Source organism: Streptomyces sp. NPDC057877 (assembly GCF_042796855.1).
Classification (GTDB): Bacteria; Actinomycetota; Actinomycetes; order Streptomycetales; family Streptomycetaceae; genus Streptomyces.
Genome location: NZ_JBHVMS010000003.1, coordinates 116,364 through 142,802, shown reverse-complemented (window position 1 = coordinate 142,802; position 26,439 = coordinate 116,364). Strand labels below are relative to the sequence as shown.

General features: G+C 71.1%; 31 protein-coding genes. 28 read left to right on the top strand and 3 right to left on the bottom strand.

The genetic code is table 11. The annotated features are described in order from the left end of the window. Positions 1-20: 20 nt before the first annotated feature. The 26 genes from ACFVQG_RS08325 to ACFVQG_RS08200 all read left to right on the top strand — a co-directional run bounded on the left by ACFVQG_RS08325 (position 21) and on the right by ACFVQG_RS08200 (position 21,824). Positions 21-551, top strand: a complete 531-nt coding sequence (locus ACFVQG_RS08325; RefSeq protein ID WP_383378261.1) for a hypothetical protein — start codon at positions 21-23, stop codon at positions 549-551. Beyond that, a complete protein-coding gene (locus tag ACFVQG_RS08320; protein ID WP_383378259.1) occupies positions 541-2,247 on the top strand; it encodes a Terminase in 1,707 nt (568 codons plus the stop codon). The genes ACFVQG_RS08325 and ACFVQG_RS08320 overlap by 11 nt, the downstream gene beginning before the upstream one ends. A 4-nt stretch (positions 2,248-2,251) precedes the next feature. Next, the gene (locus ACFVQG_RS08315) at positions 2,252-2,428 is read left to right on the top strand and encodes a hypothetical protein (protein ID WP_383378257.1); all 177 of its coding nucleotides are present in this window, start codon (positions 2,252-2,254) and stop codon (positions 2,426-2,428) included. Continuing rightward, positions 2,428-4,017, top strand: a complete 1,590-nt coding sequence (locus tag ACFVQG_RS08310) for a phage portal protein (protein ID WP_383378255.1) — start codon at positions 2,428-2,430, stop codon at positions 4,015-4,017. Before ACFVQG_RS08315 ends, ACFVQG_RS08310 begins: the two co-directional genes overlap by 1 nt. Continuing rightward, on the top strand, positions 3,953-4,693 hold the full coding sequence (locus ACFVQG_RS08305; protein WP_383378253.1) for a hypothetical protein: 741 nt from the start codon (positions 3,953-3,955) through the stop codon (positions 4,691-4,693). The genes ACFVQG_RS08310 and ACFVQG_RS08305 overlap by 65 nt, the downstream gene beginning before the upstream one ends. Positions 4,694-4,763: 70 nt before the next feature. Next, on the top strand, positions 4,764-5,408 hold the full coding sequence (locus tag ACFVQG_RS08300; protein ID WP_383378251.1) for a hypothetical protein: 645 nt from the start codon (positions 4,764-4,766) through the stop codon (positions 5,406-5,408). A 40-nt stretch (positions 5,409-5,448) separates the two neighbouring features. Next, a complete protein-coding gene (locus ACFVQG_RS08295) occupies positions 5,449-6,438 on the top strand; it encodes a DUF5309 family protein (protein WP_383378249.1) in 990 nt (329 codons plus the stop codon). Positions 6,439-6,449: 11 nt separating this feature from the next. After that, complete coding sequence (locus ACFVQG_RS08290; protein WP_383378247.1) at positions 6,450-6,821, top strand: hypothetical protein; 372 nt, start codon at positions 6,450-6,452, stop codon at positions 6,819-6,821. Positions 6,822-6,825: 4 nt separating this feature from the next. Next, a complete protein-coding gene (locus ACFVQG_RS08285; RefSeq protein ID WP_383378245.1) occupies positions 6,826-7,455 on the top strand; it encodes a hypothetical protein in 630 nt (209 codons plus the stop codon). After that, positions 7,452-7,781, top strand: coding sequence for a hypothetical protein (locus ACFVQG_RS08280; RefSeq protein ID WP_383378243.1), 330 nt, complete (start codon positions 7,452-7,454; stop codon positions 7,779-7,781). The genes ACFVQG_RS08285 and ACFVQG_RS08280 overlap by 4 nt, the downstream gene beginning before the upstream one ends. A gap of 19 nt (positions 7,782-7,800) precedes the next feature. Then, positions 7,801-8,184, top strand: a complete 384-nt coding sequence (locus ACFVQG_RS08275) for a hypothetical protein (protein ID WP_383378241.1) — start codon at positions 7,801-7,803, stop codon at positions 8,182-8,184. 79 nt (positions 8,185-8,263) lie between these two features. Continuing rightward, complete coding sequence (locus tag ACFVQG_RS08270) at positions 8,264-8,908, top strand: phage tail protein (RefSeq protein WP_383378239.1); 645 nt, start codon at positions 8,264-8,266, stop codon at positions 8,906-8,908. Between the two features lie 100 nt (positions 8,909-9,008). Then, positions 9,009-9,305, top strand: coding sequence for a hypothetical protein (locus tag ACFVQG_RS08265; protein ID WP_383378237.1), 297 nt, complete (start codon positions 9,009-9,011; stop codon positions 9,303-9,305). A 254-nt stretch (positions 9,306-9,559) separates the two neighbouring features. Beyond that, positions 9,560-10,108, top strand: coding sequence for a hypothetical protein (locus ACFVQG_RS08260; protein ID WP_383378235.1), 549 nt, complete (start codon positions 9,560-9,562; stop codon positions 10,106-10,108). Next, positions 10,105-10,380, top strand: coding sequence for a hypothetical protein (locus ACFVQG_RS08255; protein WP_383378233.1), 276 nt, complete (start codon positions 10,105-10,107; stop codon positions 10,378-10,380). The genes ACFVQG_RS08260 and ACFVQG_RS08255 overlap by 4 nt, the downstream gene beginning before the upstream one ends. Before the next feature lie 28 nt (positions 10,381-10,408). Beyond that, positions 10,409-10,774 carry a hypothetical protein gene (locus ACFVQG_RS08250; protein ID WP_383378231.1) on the top strand — a complete coding sequence of 122 codons (366 nt, stop codon included), beginning with the start codon at positions 10,409-10,411 and terminating at the stop codon, positions 10,772-10,774. Between the two features lie 72 nt (positions 10,775-10,846). Next, entirely contained in the window at positions 10,847-14,218 is a 3,372-nt protein-coding gene (locus ACFVQG_RS08245; RefSeq protein WP_383378229.1) for a phage tail tape measure protein, read from the top strand. Next, entirely contained in the window at positions 14,219-15,181 is a 963-nt protein-coding gene (locus ACFVQG_RS08240; RefSeq protein WP_383378227.1) for a phage tail protein, read from the top strand. A gap of 22 nt (positions 15,182-15,203) precedes the next feature. Beyond that, on the top strand, positions 15,204-16,367 hold the full coding sequence (locus ACFVQG_RS08235) for a siphovirus ReqiPepy6 Gp37-like family protein (protein WP_383378225.1): 1,164 nt from the start codon (positions 15,204-15,206) through the stop codon (positions 16,365-16,367). Positions 16,368-16,370: 3 nt separating this feature from the next. Next, positions 16,371-17,312 (top strand): hypothetical protein, encoded by a 942-nt coding sequence (locus ACFVQG_RS08230; protein ID WP_383378223.1) that lies wholly within the window; start codon positions 16,371-16,373, stop codon positions 17,310-17,312. Between the two features lie 2 nt (positions 17,313-17,314). After that, the gene (locus ACFVQG_RS08225) at positions 17,315-19,117 is read left to right on the top strand and encodes a glycosyl hydrolase family 28-related protein (protein ID WP_383378221.1); all 1,803 of its coding nucleotides are present in this window, start codon (positions 17,315-17,317) and stop codon (positions 19,115-19,117) included. 67 nt (positions 19,118-19,184) lie between these two features. Next, a complete protein-coding gene (locus tag ACFVQG_RS08220; RefSeq protein WP_383378219.1) occupies positions 19,185-19,421 on the top strand; it encodes a hypothetical protein in 237 nt (78 codons plus the stop codon). Next, complete coding sequence (locus ACFVQG_RS08215; protein WP_383378217.1) at positions 19,418-20,533, top strand: peptidoglycan-binding protein; 1,116 nt, start codon at positions 19,418-19,420, stop codon at positions 20,531-20,533. The genes ACFVQG_RS08220 and ACFVQG_RS08215 overlap by 4 nt, the downstream gene beginning before the upstream one ends. A gap of 12 nt (positions 20,534-20,545) precedes the next feature. Beyond that, complete coding sequence (locus tag ACFVQG_RS08210; protein ID WP_383378215.1) at positions 20,546-20,875, top strand: hypothetical protein; 330 nt, start codon at positions 20,546-20,548, stop codon at positions 20,873-20,875. Then, on the top strand, positions 20,872-21,201 hold the full coding sequence (locus ACFVQG_RS08205) for a hypothetical protein (RefSeq protein ID WP_383378213.1): 330 nt from the start codon (positions 20,872-20,874) through the stop codon (positions 21,199-21,201). The genes ACFVQG_RS08210 and ACFVQG_RS08205 overlap by 4 nt, the downstream gene beginning before the upstream one ends. 155 nt (positions 21,202-21,356) lie before the next feature. Next, positions 21,357-21,824 carry a hypothetical protein gene (locus ACFVQG_RS08200; protein ID WP_383378212.1) on the top strand — a complete coding sequence of 156 codons (468 nt, stop codon included), beginning with the start codon at positions 21,357-21,359 and terminating at the stop codon, positions 21,822-21,824. On the opposite strand, the gene ACFVQG_RS08195 is transcribed toward ACFVQG_RS08200, so the two are convergent. After that, positions 21,821-22,867 (bottom strand): helix-turn-helix domain-containing protein, encoded by a 1,047-nt coding sequence (locus ACFVQG_RS08195; protein WP_383378210.1) that lies wholly within the window; start codon positions 22,865-22,867, stop codon positions 21,821-21,823. The two genes, ACFVQG_RS08200 and ACFVQG_RS08195, sit on opposite strands and share 4 nt — an antisense overlap. A gap of 103 nt (positions 22,868-22,970) precedes the next feature. Here ACFVQG_RS08195 and ACFVQG_RS08190 point away from each other — a divergent pair, with 103 nt between their 5' ends. Then, a complete protein-coding gene (locus ACFVQG_RS08190) occupies positions 22,971-23,561 on the top strand; it encodes a hypothetical protein (RefSeq protein WP_383378208.1) in 591 nt (196 codons plus the stop codon). Next, entirely contained in the window at positions 23,558-23,797 is a 240-nt protein-coding gene (locus ACFVQG_RS08185; protein ID WP_383378206.1) for a hypothetical protein, read from the top strand. Before ACFVQG_RS08190 ends, ACFVQG_RS08185 begins: the two co-directional genes overlap by 4 nt. A 351-nt stretch (positions 23,798-24,148) precedes the next feature. On the opposite strand, the gene ACFVQG_RS08180 is transcribed toward ACFVQG_RS08185, so the two are convergent. Together ACFVQG_RS08180 and ACFVQG_RS08175 are read right to left on the bottom strand one after the other, a co-directional pair. Next, complete coding sequence (locus tag ACFVQG_RS08180; RefSeq protein ID WP_383378204.1) at positions 24,149-24,388, bottom strand: helix-turn-helix domain-containing protein; 240 nt, start codon at positions 24,386-24,388, stop codon at positions 24,149-24,151. A 394-nt stretch (positions 24,389-24,782) separates the two neighbouring features. Next, positions 24,783-26,408, bottom strand: coding sequence for a recombinase family protein (locus ACFVQG_RS08175; RefSeq protein WP_383378202.1), 1,626 nt, complete (start codon positions 26,406-26,408; stop codon positions 24,783-24,785). Positions 26,409-26,439: the final 31 nt, after the last annotated feature.

The following is a 26,439-nucleotide window of genomic DNA, read 5'->3' as shown; positions in this document are numbered from 1 at the left end:
CGACGAGGGGGTGACCGCCGATGCCCGGGCCGCTCCCCGCCGAGAACCGCCGGCGCCGCAACGCGCCCACCGTGCCGACCACCAAGCTCCCGGTCGGCGGCCGCACCGGACCCACGCCGCGGCCGCCGACCTGGGCCAAGCTCGGCAAGGTCGGCCGCGCCTGGTGGAAGTGGGCCTGGTCCACGCCGCAGGCCTGCGCCTGGGCCCCCGGCCATGAGGCGATGATCGCCCGCCGCGCCTCCCTCGAGGACGACCTGGCCACGGTCGGCACGGTCAACTCGCTCGAGTTGTCCGAGCTCCTCGACGCCCAGGCCGAGGGCGCCGCCGAGCTGCGGGGGCTGCTGCAGGGGCTCGCCTCGCTCGCCTCCGGCCGGCTCGCGATCTGCCGCGAGATGCGCGAGCTGGACGACCGCCTGGGCCTGACCCCGAAGGGCATGGCCGCGCTGCGCTGGACCGTCGTCGACGACGGCAGCACGCAGGCCGCGGCCGAGCCGCCCGAGGGCGTGGCCGACCTGACCCAGCGCCGGCGCAGGCTCACCGATGCCTCGTGAACTGGTCCGCTCACCCGAGCACACCCGCGCCCGCGCCCTCGGGGTGGTGCTGGCCTGGATCGAATGGTTCTGCGTCCATGGCCCCGGCGATGTCCAAGGCCTCCCGCTGCACCCGCGGCACGGCGGCGAGTACCTGCCCCTCGACGACGAGTTCGCCGGCCTGATCCTCGACTGCTACGCGCACGACGAGGACGGCCAGCGTCTGTACGACACGGTCGCGATCTCCCGCGCCAAGGGCCGCGCCAAGAGCGAGCTCGCCGGGTTCGTCAGCCTCGCCGAGGCCTTCGCCCCCGTACGGTTCGCCGGCTGGGCCAAGGGCGGCGAGCGGTACCGGTGGCGCGACTTCATCTACGAGTACGAGCCCGGCGAGCCCATGGGCCGCGCGATCACGTACCCGTTCGTCCGCTGCCTGGCCACCGAGGAATCGCAGACCGGCAACACCTACGACAACATCAACTTCAACCTCGAGCACGGCCCGCTCTCCGAGGGCCTGCCCTCCGGCACCGCGGGCATCACCCGCGTGTTCCTGCCGCAGGGCGGGGAGATCCGCCCGTCCACCGCGGCCGCCGCCTCCCGGGACGGCGGCAAGGAGTCCTTCGCCGTCTTCGACGAGCCCCACCTCTACGTGCTGCCAGAGCTTCGGAGCATGTACGACACCGTCGACCGCAACCTCAGCAAGCGCAAGGCGGCCGCGCCCTGGGCGCTGCTGACGTCGACGATGTACCAGCCCGGCGAGGACAGCGTCATGGAGGCCATCCATGAGCGCGCGAAGCTGATCGCTGAGGGCAAGGTGCGCGAGCACCGGCTGCTGTGGGACCACCGCGAGGCCCCGGCCGAGGTCGACCTGACCGACCTCGACGCGATGGTCGCCGCACTGCGCGAGGTGTACGGGCCGTTCGCCGACGCCCTGGACCTGCCGCGGATCGTCTACAAGGAGTTCTGGAACGTCCAGAAGGACCCCGAGAAGAGCCGGCGCTACTTCTTCAACCAGCCCACCGCGGCCCGCGACGCATGGACGACGCACCCCCTGTGGCAGGCCTGCGCCGAGCCGGCCCGCGTCGTCGCCGACGACGAGCCGATCGTGATGTTCTTCGACGGCTCCACCTCCGACGACGCCACCGGCCTCGTCGGCTGCCGCGTCAGCGACGGGCACGTGTTCGTCCTCGGCTGCTGGGAGAAACCGGCCGGCCCCGCGGGCAAGAACTGGCGCGTGGACAAGGCCGACGTCGACCGCGTCGTACGGGCCACGCTTGAGGAGCGCACCGTGCTGGCGTTCTTCGGCGACGTGAAGGACTTCGAGTCCTACATCGACACCTGGGCAACCGACTTCGGCGAGCAGCTGCTCATCGAGGCCACCATCGGCCGCGCCGCCCACCCGGTGGCCTGGGACATGCGCGGCCACCTGCGCGAGTTCACGCAGGCCTGCGAGCGCATGGAGGTCGACATCCGCGAGCGGGACATCACCCACGACGGCGACTCCCGCCTGCAGCGGCACGTCCTCAACTCCCGCCGCCGGCCCAACAAGTACGGCGTGTCCATCTCCAAGGAGAACCGCGAATCACCGCACAAGATCGACCTCGCTGTGTGCGCGATCGGCGCCCGCATGGTGCGCCGGCTGCTGCTCGCCTCCCCGGCCTGGGCCAAGTACAACGCCGGACCCAAGAAGCGGCCCGGCCGCGTCGTCGGATGGGGGTGAGCCGATGGCCACGGAGCCAGTCGCCGAGCCGGTCACCTTCGACCGTGCGGTCGGCAACGCCGTACGACTGCTGTACGCGGCCGAGACGGAAACCAACCTGGCGCTCATGGAGCGCCTCGAGGGCCTGGTCGACTCCTGGCTGAACGTCGCCGACCTGATCCAAGAACGGGAGGGGGCGTAATGGCCGAGCCGATGGACGCCGCAGAGCTGGGCAAGGTCCTGCCGTGGCTCCTGGCCGCGCGGCGCGCGGAGTCCGGGCGTATCAGCACGATCCGCGAGTACCTGAAGAACCGGGTCTGCGACATCTACGTGCCCAAGTCCGCGACCGCCGAGTACAAGCAGCTCGTCGACCAGGCCAAGTTCAACATCCTGCCGCTGCTCGTCAACAGCGTCGCCCAAGGCCTGTTCGTCGACGGCTACCGGCCGGCCAACACCGTCGACAACTCGCCGGTATGGGACGCCGTCTGGCAGCCCAACCGGATGGACGCCCGCCAGTCCGGCCTCTACCGGGCCGCGCTGAGGTACGGCTACTCCTACGCCGTCGTGCTGCCCGGGGATCCGGTGCCGGTGATCACGCCGTACTCGCCGCGCCGGCTGACCGCCCTGTACGAGGACCCGATCAACGACGAGTGGCCGCAGTACGCCGTCACGGTCGGCCTGCCCCACGTCGTCATCGACGCGGACACCCCGCTGACGATGGCCACCACGATCACCGTGCTGGACGACAACTTCACCTACACCACGGACGTGCCCGCGGCGATGGTGATGCCCCAGCGCAACGGCGAGTGGACCGACCCGCTGCCGATGGAAGGGCTGAGCATCGACACCTCGAAGATCGAGGTGAACGAACACGGGCTCGGCGTATGCCCGGTGGTGAGGTTCTGCGAGTCCTACGACGACCTGGACGACGGCCCCACCGGCGTGGTGGAACCGATGCTGCCGGCGCAACGGCAGCTGAACCAGACCACCTTCGGGCTGCTGATGACGCAGCACTACGAGGCGTTCAAGCAGCGGTGGGTCACCGGCATGGCGATCGCCGAGGACGAGGACGGCAACCCCATCGAGCCGTGGAACGCCGCCGTCAACCGCGTATGGCAGGCCGAAAGCCCCGACACCAAGTTCGGTGAGTTCAGCCAGGCCGACCTCAAGGGCTACCTCGACTCCCGGGACAAGACCCTGCTGTACGTGGCGAGCGCCCGGCAGATCCCGCCCCACACCCTCGTCGTCGGCAACGCCGTCTCCAACGTCTCCGCCGAGGCCCTCGCCGCACTCGAGGCCGGCCATCAGCTCGACATCGGCGAGCACAAGACCGCCTTCGGCGAGAGCGTCGAGCAGATGCTGCGCCTGTGCGGCAAGGCCATGGACGACGAGGACACCTGGGAGGACACCTCAGCCCAGGTCGTCTGGCGCGACACCACACCGCGCTCGCTCGCCCAGGTCGCCGACGCCCTCGGCAAGCTCGCCCAGCTCCTGGACGTCCCGCCCCGGGCGCTGTGGGAGCGCATCCCGGGCGTGACGGAGACGGACATCAAGCGGTGGGAGATGCTCGCCGAGGACCGCGACAGCCTCGGCGACATCAGCCAGCTGCTCGCCGCACCGGCGCCCGGCGCCGACGCCCCACCCGTGCCCGGCACCCAGGAGCCGGCCGCCACCGGGGCCCCGGAAGTGCCGGCAGCCGTGGCCGTGCCCGGAGAGGAGGCGCCGCGTGCCCAGCCCCCAGGCGCAGGCCCTGACCCGGCAGTTCCAGCAGCAGGTCCTCAACGTCGCTGAGCTGATCGCCCGACGGCTGCGCATCACCGCGCTGCGCGCCGACGTCGCCAACATCGACGACTGGTGGGAGCGCATCTCACCGCAGGTCCAGCGCGAGATCCTCACCGGACATACGGCGCTCGCCCGGCTCGCCCGCGGCTACCTGGCCCAGCACGCCGCGCTCGAGGGCGTGGCCCTGGCCCCGGTCATCATCGAGCCGGACCCCGAGCAAGTAGCCACCGCGCTACGCGTGAGCGGACCGGTGGCCTTCAAGACGCAGATGGCCATCTCCGGCAGCGAGGCCGCCGCCACCCGCGTGATGGCGAGCCAGCTGCAGGGCGCCGCCACGCGCCTGGTGCTGGAAGGCGACCGGCAGACCACCATGCGCACCTTCACCGAACGCGGCGAGGTCGAAGGCTGGCGCCGCGTGGCCGGCCGCTCCTCGCCGTGCCCGTTCTGCCTGATGCTGATCGGCCGCGGCGCCGTCTACTCCAAGCAGAGCGCGCGCTTCCAGTCCCACGACCGCTGCAGCTGCAAGCCCGAGCTGCTCTACCGGCACGAGCCCGAGCCGCCGGAGATCCGGCGGCTGCAGGAGCAGTGGTACACCGCGACGGCCGGCCACTCGGGCAAGGCCGCGGTCGACGCCTGGCGGCAGTTCGTCGCCGGCCAGCGCACCCCGGGCGAAGGCGCCCCCTGAGTTTCCCCGCACCCTGCGGGGAGTCCGCCGCGATGGCGGACGCACCACCCACCGAAGGGAGTCGGCCGCGATGGCTGACGACAACGGCACCACCACCACGACGCCGCCCGCGACGGACGGCACCACCCCGCCAGCCCCGCCCAATCCGCCGGCGCCCCCAGCGGGAACGGGCGACCTGGGGGACGCGGGTAAGAAGGCGCTCGATGAGGAGCGCGCGGCTCGGCGCGAGGCCGAGAAGCAGCGCAAGGAACTCGAGGCCCGGCTGAAGGACCTCGAGCCGCTCGCCGCGAAGGCGAAGGAACTCGAGGACGCCAAGAAGACCGAGGCCGAGAAGCTCGGCGAGAAGCTCACCGCCGCCGAGAAACGCGCTGCCGACGCCGAGCAGAAGGCGCTGCGCATGGAGGTCGCCGCCGCCAAGGGCCTCACGCAGGCCCAGGCCAAGCGGCTGGTCGGCGCCACGAAGGAAGAACTCGAGGCGGACGCCGACGAGCTGCTCGCCTCCTTCGGCGGAGGCGACACCAGCGGCGGCAAAGGCACAGGCACCGGCGGCAAGGGCCGTACGCCGGTGGAAAAGCTGCGGCCCGGCGCGATGCCGAGCCCGCCTGATCCGACCCTGGCCGAGCAGATCAAGGCCGCCGAGCAGGGCGGCAAGTGGGCCGAGGCGCGCCGGCTGAAGGCGCGGCAGCTGCTGGAGCTGAGAGAGCAGACCAAGTAGGGCCGGGCCATCGTGCCCAGGCCGAGAAAGAGAGGTACCGATGCCTGGCATCACCGGTCAGGGCACGACCTTCAACATGCCCAACTACGTCGGCGAGCTGTTCTCCGAGACGCCGCAGGACACCCCGTTCCTGTCCGCGATCGGCGGCCTGAGCGGCGGCATGGCCGTCAGCGCCACACTGTTCCCGTGGCAGGGCTACGACCTGCGGGCCGCCTCCGACGCGAGGCAGCGCCTCGAGGGCGACGCTGCGCCCACGGCCGAGGCGCGTACGCGGTTCACCGTGCACAACGTGCTCGAGATCCACCAGGAAGCGCTGGAGGTCTCCTACACCAAGCAGGCCGCCACCGGACAGTTCAACTCCACCGGCTCCAACAACCCGGGGACGGTGGGCATCTCCGGTACCAACCCGGTCACCGACGAGGTCGACTGGCAGACCCGCCAGCACCTCATCCAGATCGCCCGCGACGTCGAGCAGTCCTTCATCACGGGCACCTTCCAGAACCCGGCCGACAACCTCACCCCGCGCAAGACCCGCGGCATCCTCGCCGCGATCACCACCAACGTGATCGCCGTCGACGCCGGCGCGGGCGCGCCCGGGCCTCTCACCAAGGACCTGGTGCTGGACCTGCTGCAGATGACGTGGGAGAACGGCGGCATCCAGGTCAGCGAGACGGCGACGCTGATGTGCGCCGCCTTCCAGAAGCGGCAGCTGACGGACATCTTCGTCACCCAGGCGAACTACCAGGAGCAGTCCCGCAACGTCGGTGGCGTCAGCGTCACCACGATCGAGACCGACTTCGGTCGGCTGAACATCATGCTCAACCGGTACATGCCCACCAACCAGGTCGCCGTCGTGAGCCTGGACGAATGCGCGCCGGCGTTCATGGAGATCCCCGGCAAGGGCTTCCTGTTCGTCGAGCCGCTCTCCAAGACCGGCGCCGCGGACAAGTACCAGGTCTACGGCGAGATCGGCCTGAAGTACGGCAACCAGAAGGCCCACGGCAAGATCACCAACCTCACCACGAGCTGACCGGAGGCATCGTGACAACGCTGCGCTGCACGCGCTATCCCCAGCTGCTCGTCGCCACCCCGTACGGCCGCGTCCGGTTCGTCGACGGGGTGGCCGAGGTGAGTGACGAGCAGGCTGAGAGCATCCTCGGCCTGTCCGCCGAGCGGTACGGCATCACCGTCGACGACACCGCGGCCGCCGAGGCACCGGCCGAGTCCGACGGGGACCAGGTGCCGCCCCCGCCGCCGAGCCCCAAGGACCCGGGCGACCCGGACGGGCCGGTGACGGAGCGGCCGCCGAAGGGTGCGCCGAAGGCCGACTGGGTCGCCTACGCCGACACCCAGGACCCGGGCGACCACAGCCAGATGACCAAGGAACAGCTCATCGAGCAGTACGGGGGGTGACACCGTGGCGGACCTGGCGAACGTCGCCGACCTCGAGGCCCGGCTCGGCCGGTCGCTCACCGTCGACGAGGCGGCCCGCGCCCCGGCGCTGCTGAAGGACGCCTCGGCGAAGGTGCGCAACCACACCGGCCAGACGTTCACCGCGGTCGCCGGGGACGTCATCGTGCTGCGGCCGGTGGGGGTGCTGCTGCGGCTGCCGCAGCGCCCCGTCACCGCGGTGACCGCCGTCGCCGCGGTGGCCCCGGACGGGACGTCGACGGCACCCATGTCGGGCTGGTCGTGGGACGGCCGCGACAAGGTCGACCTGACCTACGCCACCTGGTCCGCCGACTTCTCCGCCCCGGCCTGGCGGGACCGGGCGGCCCCGGACACCTACCAGGTCACCTACGACCACGGCGACGCCACCGCACCAGACATCGTGATCGCCACGGTGTGCGCCATGGTGATGCGCACGCTGCTGTCCCCGTCGATGACCCCGGGCCTGGCCGGGGAACGGGTCGGCGCCTACAGCTACCAGCTGCAGCCGGGCGCCGGCTCGGTCGGCGCCTCCGTCGTGATGACGCAGGAGGACAAGGAGGACCTGCGCCGCTACGGGCCGCGCCGCGCAGGCACGATCGGGGTGAAGCCGGGATGACCGCCCGGCTCGGCGGCCACACCGTCACCGTCCTGCGCCCGCTCGGCCAGGACGGCTTCGGCGACCCGCTACCCGGCGATCCGGCCGAGACCGAGGTGACCGGCGCGTTCATGCAGCCCGCCGGCACCACGGAGCGCACCGACGACCGCGACACCGTGGACTCCGCCTGGACGTGCTTCCTGCCGCCCACCGCCGACATCCGCGCCACCGACCGGATCCGGTGGCGCAGCACGGTGTATGAGGTGGACGGCGACCCGCAGCCGTTCGACGACCTGCGCGGCGCCACCCGGCACATCGAGGTGCGGCTGCGCCGCGTCACCGGCTGACCCGGGAAGGAGGCACGCCATGGCGGATCTCGCCCCGTTCCCCGACGTCGAGGACCTCCTGGTCCAGGCGCTCGCCGACCTCAGCCAGACCGGCACCGTCTACCCGCCGGACCTCGACAGCAGCGTGCCGTTCACGCGCGTACGCCGCGTCGGCGGCACGGACGACCGGCGCACCGACAGCGCCCTCGTCGACGTCGAGACCGCGGCCGCCACCCGCGCGGCGGCCTGGCCGGTGGCCCGCGCCATCCAGCAACGACTCATCTCCGGCCCCCTGCACGTCGCCGGTGTCGGCGTCGTCGACCGGACCGTCACCGAGGTCGGGCTGCGCGGCGTGCTCCTCGACAACCCGGACCTGCGGGCGGTGCTGGGCACCTACCGGCTCAGCCTGCGCCGCCTCACCTGAACTCACCCTGTGGCCCGCCCGCCCTTACCGGCCCCGCCCCGCGGGGCTCTGCCCCCCTTGACCAGCGAAGGAGACGGGTATGCCCGCGTGGGAGACCCTGAAGAAGCACCAGAACGAGCTCATCCGCAAGCAGCTCGAAGGCAGCGTGTTCATCGCCCCGCTCACCTCGGCGGCGATCAGCGCACTCACCGGCGCCGACAAGGCGCTGCTCGCCCTGCCCGCCGGCTACAACGACCTCGGATGGATGTCCGACGACGGCGCCCAGTTCTCCTCGGACGTCTCCACCTCCGACGTCACCTCCTGGGGCGCGGTGGAGCCCACCCGCCGTGACATCACCTCCGACGTCACCACGCTCGAGCTGGCGCTGCAGGAGACCAACAAGCACACCATCGGCCTGTACACCGGCGTCGACATGACGGCGGTCGTGCCGGATCCGACGTCCGGCGAGGTCGCCGTGTCCAAGCCGGACCGGCCGCCGCTGAGGTTCTGGCGCGTGCTCACCATCGGCGTGGACCTCGGCGACGCCGGCGAGATCTACGTGGCCCGCTTCCTGCCCCGCGCGTCGGTCTCCGACAAGGCCGGCCAGTCGTTCAACAACGGCGACGACCCCACCTCCTGGCCGGTCACCCTCACCGGCTACCTGGACAGCGCCCTCGGCTACAGCGAGCGGTACTACTTCGGCGGCCCGGGCTGGGAGGCCCTGCTCACTGAGATGGGCTTCTGATCCCCGTGGCGGCCGGATAAGGCTCATGGGCGGGCGCCGGCCGCCACGGTCCCACTCTTCAGCTCACCCGCCCGGCCCGCACCTTCCGGAAGGAGCCGAGATGGACCCCACCACCTACGTCGCGCCCAACGGCGCGACCCAGCTGGTCGCCTCACCGCAGGTGGCCGAGCGGATGCGCGCGGCCGGCTGGCGCCCGTACGAAGAGCTCGCCGCGCTCGCCGACAACGACGATCCCACCGCACGCGAGCACCTCAAGCGCGCCGAGATCTACGCCGAGCAGCGCCGTGTGGAGCAGGAGGCCCGTGAGGCCCGCTTCGCGCCCGCCCGCCCGGCCGCGGCCGCCGAGGCGGAGCCGGCCAAGCCCGCGGCCGCCACCCGGCGGCGCGCACGCGACTGACGGCTCGGAGGCCCGCCCATGCCCCTGGACCTGGACGCCCTCGAGCGGGACGGCACAGGTGAGCCGCAGCCGTTCGTGGTGACCGTCGCCGCAACCCGCTATGTGCTCGCCCATCCGGCGGCCGTGCCCTGGCAGGCGATCGCCGCTCTCGGCTCCGACATCGAGCACGACGTGCGCACCCTGTTCGGCGACCAGGCCGAGCAGCTGCGCCGGCACCGCCTGCCGGTGTGGAAGCTGCGCCGCCTGGTCGACGAGTGGAAGGCGTACTACGGCCTGGGGGAACCGGGCGCCTCGTCGCGCTGCTTGAGCGGTACGGCGAGGCGATCCAGGCAGACCTGGCGTGGCGCGGCTGGGACCTGGCGTTGCTGTGGCGGCAACGCAGGTGGCAGCTGCTGCTCACCCTCGTCGACCACCTCCCCGGCACCTCGCACACCCTGTCGGCGATGGCCGACGATGACGAGCTCGCCGCGCGGCTGCCCGAGACGAAGCCCGGGCCGCCACCGCTGGAGTCCTGGACGCCGGAGGTCGACAAGCTCACCCTGATCGCCGACCGGCTCGCCGAGCTGATCACCGCGGTGCACAACACCGTCGCCAAGCGCAGGGCCAGGCCGCCGCGCCCGCTGCCCCGGCCGCAGACGGCCCGCGACCGCCTCAAGCGGCAGCGGGGCCGCGCCAAGCACGACCACGTCAAGGCCCAGCTCGCCCGCGCGGCCGCCGAGGGCCGCCCCACGATGGCCGACGGCGCAACCGACCAGGCGCACGCCGCCGGCCGCCCGCCGAAGGCAGGAGGAAAACCGGCATGATCACCAACTTCCGGCGCGACTCCCGAGGCCTCGCCGAGATTCTCAAGGGCCCCGAGATGCGGGCCGCGATCGCCGCGGCCGCCGACCAGACGGCCGCGAACGTCAGAGGCCAGGTGCCGGCCCGCGTACGGGTCACGACCGAGCACGAGGTCACGGACCGGCAGCGCGCCACCGTCCTGGTCGCCGGAGACGGCCACCCGCACCGCCAGGAGCTGATCCGCGCGGCGCGCGCCGCCGGTCTGGAAGTCCACGAGTACCCGCCGGCGCAGTAGGCCGCCGGCCCGATGAAAGGCCCCGCCCATGACCAACGCCCCCACCAGGCAGCGCCGTCCGGAGCGGCGTCCCGATGACCGGCCGTTCGACTTCAACCTCGACGCCGTCGAACCCGAGCAGGAGCTGAAGCCGTTCGTCGTCCGCTTCGGCGGCCGCCGCTGGACCTTCCGGCACATGCAGGACCTCGACTGCTGGGACCTGCTGGACGCCGCCAGCAACGGCGAAGTGTCCGCGATGCTCGGCGCGTTCAAGAACGCCCTCGGCGAGCAGTACGACGCGTTCCGCAAGGTCGGCCTGCCTCAGTACAAGCTTCGGCCCCTGTTCCAGGCCTGGCTGAGGCACTGCGGCCTGAACGAGGACGGCACGCCCATCGGCGAGCCTGCCGCTGACTGACCGCCGCGCCGTCGCCCGCCCGCGACCACCACCACCCGGCCCCCGGGCCGTACCGGAAGGGGGTGAGGGCGGGTGACAACGGTCGGCTACGGCGTCCTGCAGGTCATCCCGTCCCTGCGCGGCGTCGACGCCGCGCTGCGCCGCCAGCTCGTCGACGCCGCCGGCGACGCCGGCGACCAGGCCGGCGCCGCGGCAGGCGACGGCCTGCGCAACAAGTTCGCCAAGGGCGCTCTCGTCGCAGGCGTCGCCGCCGGCGCAGTCCTCATCAAGGGCATCACGCAGGCGATCGACCAGGCCAACATTCGCGCGACGCTGCAGGCCCAGCTCGGCACGAGCAACAAGGTCGCCGCCGAGCAGGGCAAGGTCGCCGGCAAGCTCTACAGCAGCGGCGTCTCCGACTCCTTCCAGGACGCCGCGGACGCCATCAAGTCCGTCGTCCAGGCCGGCCTGGCCCCACCCGGCACCACTAACAAGCAGCTGCAGTCCATCGCCGCCAAGGCCTCCGACGTCGCGAAGGTCTTCGGCCAGGACCTCGGCGGCGTCACCAACGCCGTGTCGCAGATGCTGCGCACCGGCCTGGCCAAGAACGCAGGCGAAGCGTTCGACCTGATCACGAAGGGCTTCCAGACCGGCACGGACAAGGGCGGCGACTTCCTCGACACGATCAACGAGTACGGCACCCAGTTCCGCAAGGCAGGCCTCGACGGCGCGAGCGCGATCGGCCTACTCAACCAGGCCATCCAGGCAGGCGCCCGCGACAGCGACATTGCCGCGGACGCGATCAAAGAGTTTTCGATCAGGGCCGTTGACGGCTCCGAGTCCACCGCGGACGGCTTCAAGGCGCTCGGCCTCAACGCCGACGACATGGCCGCCAAGTTCGCCAAGGGCGGCAAGAACGCCAACGCGGTCCTCGACCTCACCCTGGACAAGCTGCGCGGCATCAAGGACCCCGTCGAGCAGTCCCAGGCCGCTGTCAACCTCTTCGGAACCCAGGCCGAGGACCTCGGGTCCGCGCTGCTGGCCATGGACCCCAGCAGCGCCACGGCCAAGCTCGGCACCTTCTCCGGCGCCGCCGAGAAGATGGGCAAGACGATCCACTCGGGCCCCGCCCACGAGATCGAAGTCTTCACCCGCACCCTGCAACAGGGGTTCGTCAACTTCCTCGGCGGCACCGTCCTGCCCGTCATCAGCGACGCCGGCCACTGGTTCAACGCCTACCTGCTGCCCCCGATCCGCACCGTCGCCTCGGCCGTCGCCGGCGTCCTGGTCCCGGCTCTCGTCGGCCTGTACGAAGGCGGCCGCGCGGTCGTGGGCTGGCTGCGGGACATGGGCGCATGGCTCATCCCCGTCGCCGTGGCCGTCGGCGGCCTGACACTGGCGCTCAGCGCCAACGCCATCATGACCGGCATCGTTACCGGGGTGTTCGCCGTCTACCGGGCGGCCATCCTCATCGGCACCGCCGTGACCAACGGCATGGCCGCCGCGCAGGCAGCCCTCAACACGGTCATGGCGCTGAACCCGTTCGTCCTGGTGGCGATCGCCGTGGCCGCCCTCGTCGCCGCCCTGGTGGTGGCGTACCAGAAGAGCGACACCTTCCGCGCGATCGTCCAGGCGGCCTGGGAGGGCATCAAGACGGCCGCACTGTTCGTCTGGAACACCGTCCTCAAGCCGATCTTCTCCGCGTTCGTGACCGCGTTCCAGGCGGTCGCCACCGCGGCGACATGGCTGTGGCAGAACGTGCTCTCCCCGGTGTTCTCCTTCATCGCCGCCGCGGCGAAGGTCCTGGGGATCGTCCTGCTGATCATCGTGTTCGGGCCGATCATCCTGGGCTTCAAGGCCGTCGCCGCCATCGCCATGTGGCTGTGGACCAACGCCATCCAGCCGTCCTTCAACTTCATCGCCGCCCTGGCCAAGTGGCTGTGGAACAACGCGCTGAAGCCCGCGTTCGAGGCCGTCAAGGCCGGGATCCGCGTGCTCGGCTCCGTCTTCCGGTGGCTGTACGACAACGTCGTGAAGCCCGTGTTCAACGCCGTCAAGACGGTGATCTCGCTGTGGTGGACCGGCGTCAAGGCCGTCTTCAACGCGGTCGTGTCGTTCGTCCGCAACACCCTTGGCCCGGTGTTCCGCTGGCTCTACAACAACGTCGTCAAGCCGGTATGGGACTCCATCAAGTCCGTCATCACCGGTATCTGGACGGGTGCGATCCGGCCCGCGTTCAACGCGCTGAAGACCGCCATCGGCCAGGTCGGCGACGCCTTCAAGAACGCCAAGGACGCCATCAAAACCGCCTGGAACGCGATCAAGGACGCGACGAAGGGGCCGATCAACTGGGTCATCCGGGTGGTATGGAACGAGGGCATCGTCTCCATCTGGAAGAAGATCACCGGATGGATCCCGGGCGTGCCGCAGCTGGGCAAGCTCAAGATGCTTGCCTCCGGCGGCACCGTCGGCGCCGGCTTCGGCCAGCCCGCCACTCCGGGTGTGTTCAACCGGCCCACGGCCATCGTCGGCGAGGGCAACCCGCTGTACCCGGAGTACGTCATCCCCACCGACCCGCGGTTCCGCGGGCGGGCGCTGGCGCTGTGGGAGGCCGCGGGCGGCCGCCTCATGGCGGACGGCGGGATCCTCGGCGACATCGTCAGCGGCGCCAAGAACATCGGCGGCAAGGTCGTCGGCGGCATCAAGTCGGCCGCGGACTTCCTGTCCGACCCGCTCGGCGCCGTCGCGAAGCTGCTGAACCCGCTGATCGACAAGGCCAAGGGCCACCTCGGCGGCACCACGTTCGGCCAGATGGCCGCCGGTCTGCCGCGCATGGTCATCCAGGGGCTGAAGGACCTGGTGAAGAACAGCGTGGGCAAGCTGTTCTCCGCTGGTTCCGGGGGCTCCGGGGTGAAGCGGTGGGCGCCGATCGTCTCCCAGGTCCTCGCCATGCTGAAGGCGCCGGCCACCGCTTTGGGTGCGGTGCTGACCCGGATCAACATCGAGTCCGGCGGCAACCCGGCCGCGATCAACAACTGGGACATCAACGCCAAGAACGGCGTAGCCTCACGCGGCCTCATGCAGGTGATCCCGCCGACCTTCGCCGCCTACGCCGGACCGTTCCGCGGCCGCGGCATCTTCGACCCGCTCGCGAACATCTACGCCGGCGTCAACTACGCCATGCACCGCTACGGCGCCAACTGGATCCGGATCATGACCCGGCCCGGCGGCTACGACTCCGGCGGCCTGCTGCCGCCCGGGCTGAGCACCGTCTACAACGGCACCAGCAAGCCGGAGATGGTGCTCACCGACCGGCAGTGGCAGGCCGTCACGGCCGCCGCCCGCGGCGGCGACGGCGGGGACACGTACAACTTCTATCCCCGCACCCTCGACATGACCGTCCGCGACCTGGAAGTGCTGCAGCGCCGCCAGGACGCCCTGGCCCGGGTGGGGAGGCCTCGGTAAATGCCGCTCATTACCGCGCCGGTCACCACCCCGCCCGACACCGGCGGAGGCGGTGGCACACCGGTCCCGCTACCCGAGATCGGGTTCGCCACCGCCACCTACACCGACCCGACGGGCACCGTGTGGCCGCTCACCGACGATGCGGCCGGATGGTTCCTCCTCGCCGACGGCGTCACCGGCCTGGGCGCCGCCCCGTACGCGCTCACCACCGACGCCCAGCCCCGCGGCGGCGCCAAGCTGCGCCACGCCCAGCCGCAGCCGAGGGCGATCGTGCTGCCGCTGTACGTCTACGGCGACACACACATGGAGTTCATCCGGCGGTGGCGGGCGCTGGCCACCGCCTTCACCCGCACCCTGCGCGACGGCGCCGGCACCCTGCAGATCGCCCGCCCAGACGGCAGCAGCCGCCGCATCCAGGTCGTCTACCAGGAAGGGTTCGAGGGCCGCAGCGAACGCGGCAGCGGCATCGCGTCGGACGCCGCGGTGCTCACCCTGTGGTGCGCGGACCCGTACTGGGTCGACCCCGTCACGGTGGCTGTCCACCGGGAGAGCGGCACCCTCGCCGACTTCCTCAACCCCTACCCGTCCGTGTCGTCCTCCCAGGTCCTCGGCGCGACCACGGTGAACAACCCCGGCGACGTCACCGTGTGGCCGACCTGGACCATCACCGGCCCCGCCAGCCTGATCACGTTCACCCGCGAGGACACCGGCGACTCCTTCGTGCTCAACCCCACCGCGGTCGGGCACGGCAACCTCCTGGCCGGCGAGCAGGTCACCGTCCGCACCGACCCGCCCCAAGTCCGCTACCAGGACGGCTCCAACTGGGTCGGCGCCCTGAACTGGCCCGGCGCGGTGCTGTGGGGACTGGACCGAGGCATCACCGAGGTCACCTTCCAGCTCGATGGCTCCGGCCCCGGCTCGGCCGTGGACCTGACGTTCAACCCGCGCTACGAGACGGCCTGACCGGCTGGGAGGTGAGGCGTACGTGGCGGTGCAGCTGCTCATCACCGACAAGGACCTGGCCGTACAAGGGGATCCGCTCACCGGCTGGCGCGACCTGGACGCCACGCTGAGGTTCAACGAGCCCGGCTCCGGATCCGTGACCATGACCGCCTACCCGGAGGTGATGGCGCAGCTGCAGCCCGGCAACCGCCTGGTCGTCATCCGCGACGGGCAGATCTGGATGGCCGGCCCCATGGAGGTGCCCACCGACTACACGTGGTCCATCTCCGACGAGGGCGAGCCCGACCCGGGCCGCGTGGTCGTCAACTTCGCCGACGACCTCGCCAGGCTCGCCGGATACATCACCTGGCCCGACCCCGCGAGCGCTTGGACCATGCAGCTCGGGAACACCTGGCGCACGATCAACGCGACGAACGCGGAAACGATCATCCGGACCCTGGTCAACGAGACCTGCGGCCCCGGCGCCCGCGCCGAGCGGCAGATCGCGCACCTGGCCCTCGACACGGTCGCCGGCGCCGGGACCACGACGAGCGTCAGCACGCGCTTCGAACCGCTGCTGGACACCTGCCGACGCGTCGCCCTGGCCGGCGGGGGCATCGGCTTCCGCACCCGCCAGGACGGCAGCCAGCTCAAGTTCGGCTGCTACGCGCCGGCCGACCTGACCGCCACCGCCCGCTTCTCCGTCGGCCTGGGCAACCTGCGCTCGCTCAGCTTCAAGCAGAGCGCGCCCACCTCCACCCACGCCCTGGTCGCCGGCACCGAACCCGACACCGGCACCACCCGCACGTTCGTCCAGGTCGCCGACGCGACCGCGGCCGCCACCTGGTGGCGGGTGGAGAAGTACGTCGACGGCTCCGAGGCCGACGACACCAACGGCGAGCTCACCAACGCCGGCACCGTCGAAATCGCCGACGGCGCCGCCCCCATCGAACTCGCCACCGTCACCGTCGACACCGACGACCTCAAGGCCGGCCGCGACTTCGGCCTCGGCGACAAGGTCACCATCGCCCTGCCGACCGGCCTCGAAGCCACCGATCTGGTGCGTTCCATCCACCTGCAGGCCGACCCCGACTCCGGCGAGTACGTCTCCACCCTGGTCGGCTCGCCCGCGGCCACGACCGACCCGCAGATGGTCAAGCTGATCCGCGCGCTGAGCCGACGGCTCGGCCGACTGGAAACGAGGTGAGCGATGGCCCAGGACTCCTGGCCGTCCCCGGCCCACAACGCACGGGCCGTCACGGATGTGGAGTACGAGAAGATCGCGATGCGGTTCTCGGACAACGGCGTATACGGGAACCCGACAGACACTCAGGTGGTGACCGCCGGGATCGGACTCAGCGTGGACATCCGCGCTGAGGTGTACGCGTCCGTGCGCGGGCACGCCTGGTACTCGGGAACATCCACCGTGAACCTGGCTGTCGCCGCCAATGCGTCGGGGCAGACGCGCGTCGACCGGGTGGTGCTGCGCCTGGACCGCTCCGACTGGACCGTGCGGGCCGTCGTCAAGCAGGGCACCCCCGGGGAGGGGCCACCGGTGCTGACGACCGGCGAGGGCTTCACCACGTACGAGGTGCTGCTGGCCAACGTGACCATCCTCAGTGGGGCGGGCACGGTGACCGTGACGCGCGGCGAGCGCTACGTGGGCACCCGCATCCGCCCGGCGACGTCGACAGCGCTGACGAACCCGAACCCCGATCTGGGCGAGGTCCGTTGGGAGACCGACACTAAGCGGCTGCGTCTGTATGACGGGGATTCCCTGCGCACGATCTACTCCGACTCCGGCCCCATCGTCATCAACTCCCCGCTGTCCGCGTGGAAGTACACCGTCGACAGCGTCCTGGAAGTACGCAACGGCGCAGCCCACCTGCGGCTCGGCTCGTTCCAGCGCGCTGCCGGCACTCTCGCCGGGACCAGCGAATCGCGCCTGCCCGTGCTGATCCCGTCTGCCTACCGGCACCCCAACCGCGACCAGTACGCCATCTGCTACACCACCGGCATCGAGGTCAGCCGCGCGATCATCTTCTCGGCCAACACCGACCGACCCGGCCAGGTGTGGCTCACCAACCATCCGACCATCAGCACCGGGGACTTCGTCCTGCCCGGCTCCGGCATCAGTTGGGTGGTGGACTGATCATGGCCCGCCTCGAGTTCGGCTCCGGCATCGCCGACTACGTCGTCCGCCCCTCCGACGGCCTGTGGGCCGTCGCCCCCGGCGCGGTCGTCACCTTCTACGACGCCTCCACCGGCGGCACCCAGTACACCGACCTCCTCGACGCCAGCAGCGCCCCGATCAACTCCGTGACCGCTGACGAGTACGGCTTCCTGCCCCGCTTCTTCGGGCCCGACTCGATCACCGGCATGTGGGCCGACGCCGGCGGCACGAGCAGGGCGTGGATCGAGGCCCACAACGCCGCCGGAAGCACCGCGAACGCCGGATCCGTACGGGACTGGCTCAACGTCCTCGACTACGGCGCCAAGGGCGACAACGTCACCGACGACACAGCCGCCATCCAGGCCGCGCTCGCCGCCTGCCCCATGGGCGGCATCGTCTACCTGCCCGCCGGCGCCTACCGCACCTCGGCACCGCTGACGATCCCGCCCGCCGTCACCCTCATGGGCACCCACACCAACCTCATGACGGTGCCGAACCTCACCGACCCGCCGTGCTACATCAAGCCCCTCGCATCCTTCGTGGGCGACGGGGTGATCAAGTTCCTCGACGAGATCGACGGCGGATACTCCACGATCAGTGCCGAGCACCGCATCCTGAACGTGATGATCGACGGATCCGATCTCACGGACCCGGGCATCGATGGCATCCGGGCCGCGGGCAACATCCAGAACGTGGCGATGAGGGACGTCACCATTCGACTGGTCACCGGTGCCGGCATCCACACCGAGTTCAACGGCGGGTTCTTCCCGTACTCCTGGCGCCTGCACCGGGTGATGATCGACAACGTTGGATGGCACGGATTCGCCATGGAAGTGATGACGGACATCAGCCTCATCGACTGCCAGGCGATCGGCTGCGGTGCCAACGGGTTCGAGATCGCCAACGCGGCGAACAGCCACATGATCGGCTGCCGCGCCGAGTGGAACGACAACAACGGCATTCACCTGACCGGGGACTGGGCCACGGGCACCGGCTCCGGCGGCATGCTCCTCGGCGACTGCTCGACGGACCGCAACGGCTTCAACGGCGTCCTCGTCGACGCCACCGGCAACCCGCCCATCCAGATCGAGAACCTGCACACCCGCCGCGACGGCCGCAACCTAGGCGCCGGCGGAGGCGGCTACGCCGGCCTCAAGTGCGACGGCGCCACGGTGCCGGTCCTCGTCGGCATGGTCACCTGCTACCCCGGCGTCGACGACGACGGAACCCAGACCAACAGCCCCGAGTACGGCGTCCGCGTCGCCAACTGCAGCTACGTGTCCATCGCCTCCGGCTTCCTGCACGCCGCCACGACCGCCTGGTCCGACGGCGGAGGTAACGCCGTGCTGCGCCGCGGCCCGAACATCGGCGAACGCACCGGCACCACCGCCGCCCCCGTCGACGCGTTCGCCCAGCCGTGGACGGCCGCCGGGAACATGACCGTCACCGGCTACTTCGCCACGAACTCCGGCCAGTCCGACGGGCAGTGGAACATCTGGGCCGGCCAGGCCAAGGCCCTCAACCTCGGCAGCGCCGGCGGGGGCGTGGCGATCGCCGAGGGCGCCAACGCCCGTATGGGCGTCGCCACGCTCGCCGCCGGCACCGTCACCGTGGCGAACACCTCCGTCACCGCGACGACACGGATCCTCCTCCAACGACAGGCAGCCGGAGGCGCCGTCGGCGACCTCACGTACACCCGAAACGCCGGCGTCGGGTTCACCATCAACAGCGCCAGCGGCACGGACACCTCGACGGTGGAGTGGGTCATGTTCGAACCCGCGTAGCGGCAACCCAACCCGTACGCCCCGCGCCCGCCCGGGCCGGGGCTTCACTCATGCCCTTGGAGGCCTCATGGATGCCACCCTCGGACGCCACGTCAGTACCGTGCAGGCCTGCCGCGGCTTCTCCTACAAGCACCTCCCGACCGAGCTGCAGCCGGTCAGCCGCGTCTTCCACGACGCCGCGGCCGAGCTCCTGCAGCTGCTGCCCGACGACCCCGAGCTCACCGCGTGCCTGCGCAAGCTGCGCGAGGCGAAGGACTGCGCCGTCCTCCTGGCGGCCACCGAGGGCGTAAGGAGCGACCGGTGAAGCTGGTCACCCGATCCGCCTGGGGCGCACGCCCATCCCGCTACGAGCTCACCTACATCGCGAGCACCCGCGGCGTGAAGATCCACTATGAGGGCACGTACGTTCCCAAGTCCCTCGCCGCCGCGGACGCGCACAGCACGTGCGCCGGCCGCATGCGCGACATCCAGGCCAGTCACCTCGCCAACCAGCGAGAGAACTACAGCGACATCGCCTACAACGCGGTCGTCTGCCCCCACGGGACAGTGTTCGAGGGCCGCGGCCTGCACCGCCAGACCGGCGCCAACGGCGACCAGGCGCTCAACCGTGCGCACTACGCGGTGTGCGCGATGCTCGGCGCCTCCGGCCTGGTCGTGCCCCCTGACACGATGCTGAACGGGCTCGTGGACGCGATCAGTTGGCTGCGCAACGGCGGCGCCGCCGGCCGCGAGGTCCTCGGACACCGGGACGGCAAGGCCACCGCGTGCCCGGGCGACCGGCTGTATGCGTGGGTGCACGCCGGCGCTAACCGTCCGGACGGCACCGCCCCGCAGGGCGGAACGAGCGGCGAGGTGGCCTCCGGTGGATCAGCGGTCGCCCGCTACCAGGTCAGGATCAACGGGCTGGTGTACGGGTACGGGGCAACGGGCGCGCACGTGACCGAGGTGGGCGAGGCGCTCGTCGCGAACGGGTTCGGCCGGCACTACGAGGTGGGCCCCGGCCCGACGTGGTCGGACGCCGACACGCGCAACTACAGCGATTACCAGCTCAGCCTCGGCTACGAGGGGACGGCGCCGCACCAGGACGCCGACGGGGTGCCCGGCGAGGTCACCCTGCACCGGCTGCTGGGCCGCCTGCCGGGCAAGGTGAAGGCGAAGACCCCGGTGGTGCCGCCGTTCCCGGGCCGGTCCGCGTTCCGCCTCGGCCGCTCCAACCCGGCCGTCACGGTCCTGGACCGGGGGCTGATCGCCAAGGGCTACGCCCGGCACCACGACGGCAACGGCTACCAGCCCGGCCCGCGGTTCACCCGCTACACGCTCGCCAACGTGCGGGACTTCCAACGCGCCACCCCGGCCCTCGCCGGGGACGCCGACGGTTACCCCGGCCCGCTGACCTGGCGTCTGCTGCTCTCCTGAAAGAGGCCACCCATGAACCTGTTCACGTCGTACATGCGAACGCTGACGCCGTACGGCGTCGCCCTACTCCTCACCGCCACCGGGTGGCTGGGCATCCCCGTCGACAGCACCGCCGCGGCCGGCGCCGTCTCCCTCGGCCTGGGCGCCGCGTACTACGCCGCGTTCCGCGGCCTCGAGCACCTGGCCGAGCGGATGGCCTGGCGACCGCTCCAGCTGGCGGCCGGGCTGCTGCTCGGGTGGGCGCGGCCGCCGGAGTACGGTCAGCCGGCGGACGGCAGGCTGGGGCCGGAGGACCTGGCGGCACTCCAGCGCCGGGTGTACGGCGACCAGGACGTGAGATGACGTCGCCGGACCCGGGCGTCTACATCAGTCCGACGCAGACCTATGCGGAGGTGCAGAACCTGGTCAGGGCCGTGGGTCGTCTCGAGGCGAAGATGGATCGGTTCCTCGACGAGGCCAAGGACATCCGCCAGGACGTTAGCGATCACGAGGTGCGGCTGCGGGCCCTCGAGCACGGCCAGTCCGAGCGGCAGCGCACGGAGACCAGCCGCGTGGATGCGGTCGAGAAGCGGGTGACTGGTGTCGAGCGGCGCGTATGGGCTGCCTCGGGCGCGGTCGGCGCGGTCTGTATGGGCGCCGGGTACCTGCTCCAGTTCCTCACCCAGTAGCAACACGATGCCCCCTGTACGGCCCCCCACGGGCCGTGCAGGGGGCCTTTCGCCGTGCCCGGGACGCTGCCCGAGTGGCCCGCTATGCTGTTGCGCACCGCCCCCGTGGCCCGACACCCGGGGGCGCCATGCTGTCGGGAGCACGGGACGGAGCCATGCCGCGCTGGCGCCTTGAGTACCACTTGGGCACGCCGCGCTGTCCGCGGTCGACCGAGGCCGAGTTCGACGACCTGATGGGCGACGGCATCCGCCAGGCGCACGAGTACGTCCGCGAGTTCAGCGAGCGCAAGGGCGAGCACGGCGCCCAGCTGGCCCGCGCTGTGCTGCTGCATGACCAGCCAGGCCCGGGCGATGACCCGCTGGCCGGTGAGCCGCGGTTGACCGCGTGGGTGACGTACGAGCCGTACGACCCGGACAGTGACCCGGACGAGGACGAGCCCGAGGGGCGCCGCCGGGAGGCCTTCCAGTTCCCGGCCGCGCTGTACGAGACGCACGTGACCGCGGCCGGTGTCGTCGAGACGTACGGGCCGCCGATGGGCGTGGTGCAGCTGGCGGTACGGCGGCGCCTGGCCGACGGACGCGAGGGCGCCATCATCAGAGTCGACCTCGAGGACCTGGTCTAGGTCCGCCGCTCGGCGTCCTCCAGGCGGGCCCGGTAGTAGGCGTGATCCCGTGGGAATCCCTCGAGCGCGGGCAGCGCCTCGCGGAAACCGGCGGCGGCATCAGCCCAGCTGCGGCAGGCGTACGCCGCGTCAGCGTGCTGGAGACGAGCGCGGGCCGGGTTCAGCCAGTACAGCCACCCCGGCCGCTCCGCCTCATCCGGCGTGCTCAGGGCAAGCGCATGCGCCTCATCGGCCAAGCGGCGGGCCCGGTCCCGCTCGGCGCACGCGGCCGCCGCCATCGCTGCCTGGTGCGCGGCTGCCGCCTCCGAGGCCGGGGACAGCGGCCGCGGCCCGGCGTGGCGTGCGCTCTCCGCTGTGCGCAGGGCACGGACGGGATCACCGTGGACGAGGCTGTAGTAGGCACGGACGCGCTGCGCCCACGAGGCCATGTCGGTGTGGCCGCCGTCGACGGCCCATCCGTGGGCGAGGTCGATCCACGCCAGGGCGGGGCCGCGGTGGTGCTCGTGCCAGGCCACCCAGGACAGCCAGTGCGCGTGCTCGGCGGCGAGGAGCATCAGCCGGTCGGCGGCCGTGCCGGAGGCGTGGGGGATGAGCTGGGTGACGGTGTCGAGCTGGGAGCGCACGACCGGCCAGAGGCCGCGGCCGCCGATCTCGTCCTCGGCGCGGCGGTGCTCGGCCAGGACCCGGGCGATCCAGTCGGCGGTGCGCAGGTCGGCGTGGCCGGTGCGGTGTGCGTGTGCGATGCGGTCGCGTAGCTCGGCGGGGGGCGCCCAGTCGTCCAGCTCATGGCGCGCGGGGATACCCCTGAGTTCGTCCGGCACGGCTAACCCTTCGGTGATGCGGGCGATCAGCTCAGCCGACGTGACGTGACGCCGACCTGACTCGATCGCGGAGATATGGGGCTGTGGCATGCCGACGAGGGGCTCGAGCTGACGCTGTGACAGCCCGGCCGCCCTGCGGTACTCGCGGAGGATGGCAGCCCAGTCCTGGCGTGCCCAGGCGGCACGCAGGCGGGTGTCTGCCCAGAGTTCCCGACCACTCATGAGCCGACGATACGCCGCCCTGATACACGCTGTGTATCGGTTCGACCACGTAACACGCGCACCGTGGCCCTCGTACATCCGAGTCGGGTCGGAAGAGAGAACCATGGACGCACAACCATCACGTCTCACCGTCATCCCATCTGGGATCGAGTCGGCATCTGACCGGCGGCTGGCAGTCGAGCAGTGGCTACTGGCCGCGCTGGACCGGCCCGGACGGGCCCGGGCCAGGGTGGAGTGGCAGACGCTCGGGCTGGCGATGATGCCGCTCGGCGTGCGGTACTCCGCCGTACGCATCCCCGGGCGCCTGGTCGCCGCGCTCGCTGGCGTCGACGACCCCCGCCACCTGGGCGGCGCCCTGGTCGTAGACGAGTTCTTGGGCCAGGTCCTCGATGGCGGCCCGGTCATCTGCGACACCCGCCACGGGTACCGCTACTACGCACTCGTCCCGCCGTCCGTGCCCGCCACCTGGGCGGCGGCGGCCGAGGACTGGCGGACCGTCGACGTCGACGTCTTCGGCCGCGGCTGCCTCCTCGGCGTGCCGCCCGTCGACGCCGTCAGCCACCCCGAGACCGGTCCGTACACGTCGTATTGGGCGGTGCCGATGCCCGCCCTCGGCGTGCTGTGCGAGCCGCTCGCCGTGGCGCGGCTGATCGCCGCCGCCACCCACCAGATCGGCGGGGAGCAGGACCGGTGACCCGCGGCGAGTGGCAGTGGCGCAGCCGACCGACCGGGGCCATGTACCGGCAGGCGATAGGGGCCCTGGAGGCGACGCCGGAGTGGGACGCCTACCAGCGCCTGCTCACGCACGGGTCGGAGTGCGACACGTGCCGGTCCGTGGACGCTCTCGGTGTGAACCGCAACCTGCCGTGCGGGGAGGGTGCCCGGCTGTTCGAGGAGTACCGGCAGGCCTCCCGCCCTACCAGCGCGTGACACCCCCAGCTCACCGAAGGAACAGCGCCGATGCCCCGCTTACCCCGCTGCCGCGTCACCCGGAAGTCCTCGTTCGAGTCGGTCGAAGCAGCCAGCCGGTGGCTCGCCAGCCACGCGGCTGAGTTCACGGAGCGGCCCGTGGGACAGCCGTACCCCCAGTACGCCGCCGAGTGCCAGCACTGCCCCTACATACACGTCTCGGCCAAGCCCCCGCGGCGCGCCACCCTCAACCGGCGCGTGTCGAAGAGTCGGAAGAACCGCAGGAAGTTCGGTGGGAAAAACGGGTGAGTCACCCCGATAGCTGGGCCCGCTCGTCCGCCTCCCCCGTGGCGGATGGGCGGGTCCTCACCGTCACTGTACGAGGTCGGTGAGGTCCACCCCGAGCACGTAGGCGACTCGCATGAGCGTCGCCATGGTGGGGTTGCCGTCCCCTGCCTCAAGCAGCTGGAAGGTGCGCCGGTCAAGGCCTGCGGCGAGGAACACGGCCTCTTGGCTCAAATTCTGCCGCCGCCGCTCGGCTCGCACTTTCGCCCCGATAGCGCGCTGACGAGCGCGCATCCAGTCGTCATCTTCGGGCAGGTCGCGAGGCACTCGACAAACGCTCTGACCTGCCTGACCATGAGTCGGCTGAATATATACAGCTTTTTATGATCTTGAAAAACGGGTACCCGATCGCTGGTCCGGATGCGGAACGTGACGACGCCGTCCGTGCTCTGTGGCAGACAGCTCGGGACTGTTCGAGCCATTTCGATAGACCGTTGCATGTGCCAGTGGCACAATCGGTGATCCTTCAACAACGGTAAGTGATGCGGCGTTAGGAAGTTCAGCGTGGAACTGCTCAAGCGTCTCGGTGACCGGATCGACGTGATAGAAACCGCTCTCTCCATCGCGAGGCAAGAGCCCGAGCCCGAGCATCGAGGGCGCATGCTCGACGCTCTGGGCCGCGCGACGGAAGCAGTGAGGGCGGAGCACCGAGACGCCGAGATCACGGAGCAGAAACGTTCGGACCTGCGCCTGATACAGGGCGCGATCCCGTGCCAGTCCCATCATCCCGACCGGTCTGGGACAAGGGGTGCCGCTCCAGCCGGACGCTGGACGGGTCGAACCCAGGGCCCCGCCACGAGGTCGGCAGGATGACGACCCGGTACAGATCCCGTACGACCGTGGCGCGCACGTCGACCGGCTCATCCGCCCACTCCTCGCGGCTCATCCCCATCACCCGGGTGATCCGCCGCAGCTTCGCCGACGTGGCCATCTGCGCCCGCAGCTCGGCGATCTTCCGGTCGAACGAGGCGACCGCCAGCATGCTCAGCGTGGGGTCCACGTCCGGGTGCTCGGCCAGGTCCTCCAGCTCCGCAGCGGTTTTATGGCGCCGCCGCTCCAACGCCGTGATCTGAGCCTGGAGACCGGTGCCGCTCTCATCCTCGACAGCCCGCTGTAGCTCGGCCGCGAACCGGGGCGAGGACAGCAGCTTGAGGACCTTGCCCTCGACGTAGGCGTCCAGCAGCGCGAGGTTGCGGCCGATGCCGCGGCACTCGGGGCAGTAGTACAGCCGCACGTGCTTGCGGTTCCGGCCGCCCGATGGCTTGGACCGCACGGTCTGGTGCGGTCCCCCGCAGTCGGCCCCGGCGCACCGCGCCGCCTGCGCAGCGGCCGCGCCGGGCTTCGGCTTGTGGCACTGGTAGCACTCTGCGATGCCGGTCAGGAGGTGGGCCCGCTCGCGGCCGCGGTAGGGGTGCTGCTTGGCGTTGTCGCGGTAGAGGCCCTTGACGGCCTCCCAGGTCTCCAGGGTGATTGCGCCGTCCCACTGGGCGGGAAACAGCTTGCCGTCCCGCTCGATGTAGCCAGCGGTGCGCGGGTTGAGCATCACGTTGCGCCACGACTTGGCCGTCCATGGGTTGCCCTCGGTGGTCCGCGCTCCCTGGCTGTTGAGCCAGCGGACGACCGCGCTCTGGTTCATCCCGGCCAGCATGCGCTCGGCCCCGCGCTGGATGAAGCGGATCTCCTCGGGCACCGGCTGGGTGGTGTCGAAGACCGGCACGGTGACCGTCTCCCCGGTGGCGCGGTCGGTCTTCTCCCGCGTGCCGGTCTGGACACCCCACCCGTACGGCCGCTTACCGCCCGCCGTGCCCGGAAGCCCCTTCGCGACCCGGCTCTCGACGCCACGCGTCACGCGACGGGAGATGCTGTCCGACTCCCGGCAGAAGCCAGCTGCCTCGATGCGCAGGATGTACCGGTCATCGGCGGAGTCGAGATCGCGGGTGCCCGAGGGGGAGGCGATGCGCAGCCTCTTGCTCTCGGCGATGCTGATCAGCTTCTCAAGGTCGAACGGCTGCCGGATCAGCCGGTCACCGTGGTAGACGATGATGCCGTCGATCTCCCCGGCCTCGATCGCCTTCAGCATCGCGTCCCACTGGGGCCGCTTTCGGTTGCGCTGCCATGCCGACCGCGAGTTGTCCGGGAACACGTGCGCGTCGGACACCGTCCAGCCCATCCGCGCGGCTAGCTCGCGGCAGTCCGCTTCCTGCCGCTCCACCTTCTCGAGCGATCCGTCCGGGGCGTACGACAGCCGACAGTAGATCCCTGCCTTCTTGGGCTTCGAAACCTCCATGCCCGGAGTGTAGGTGCGTAACGGAGGTTGA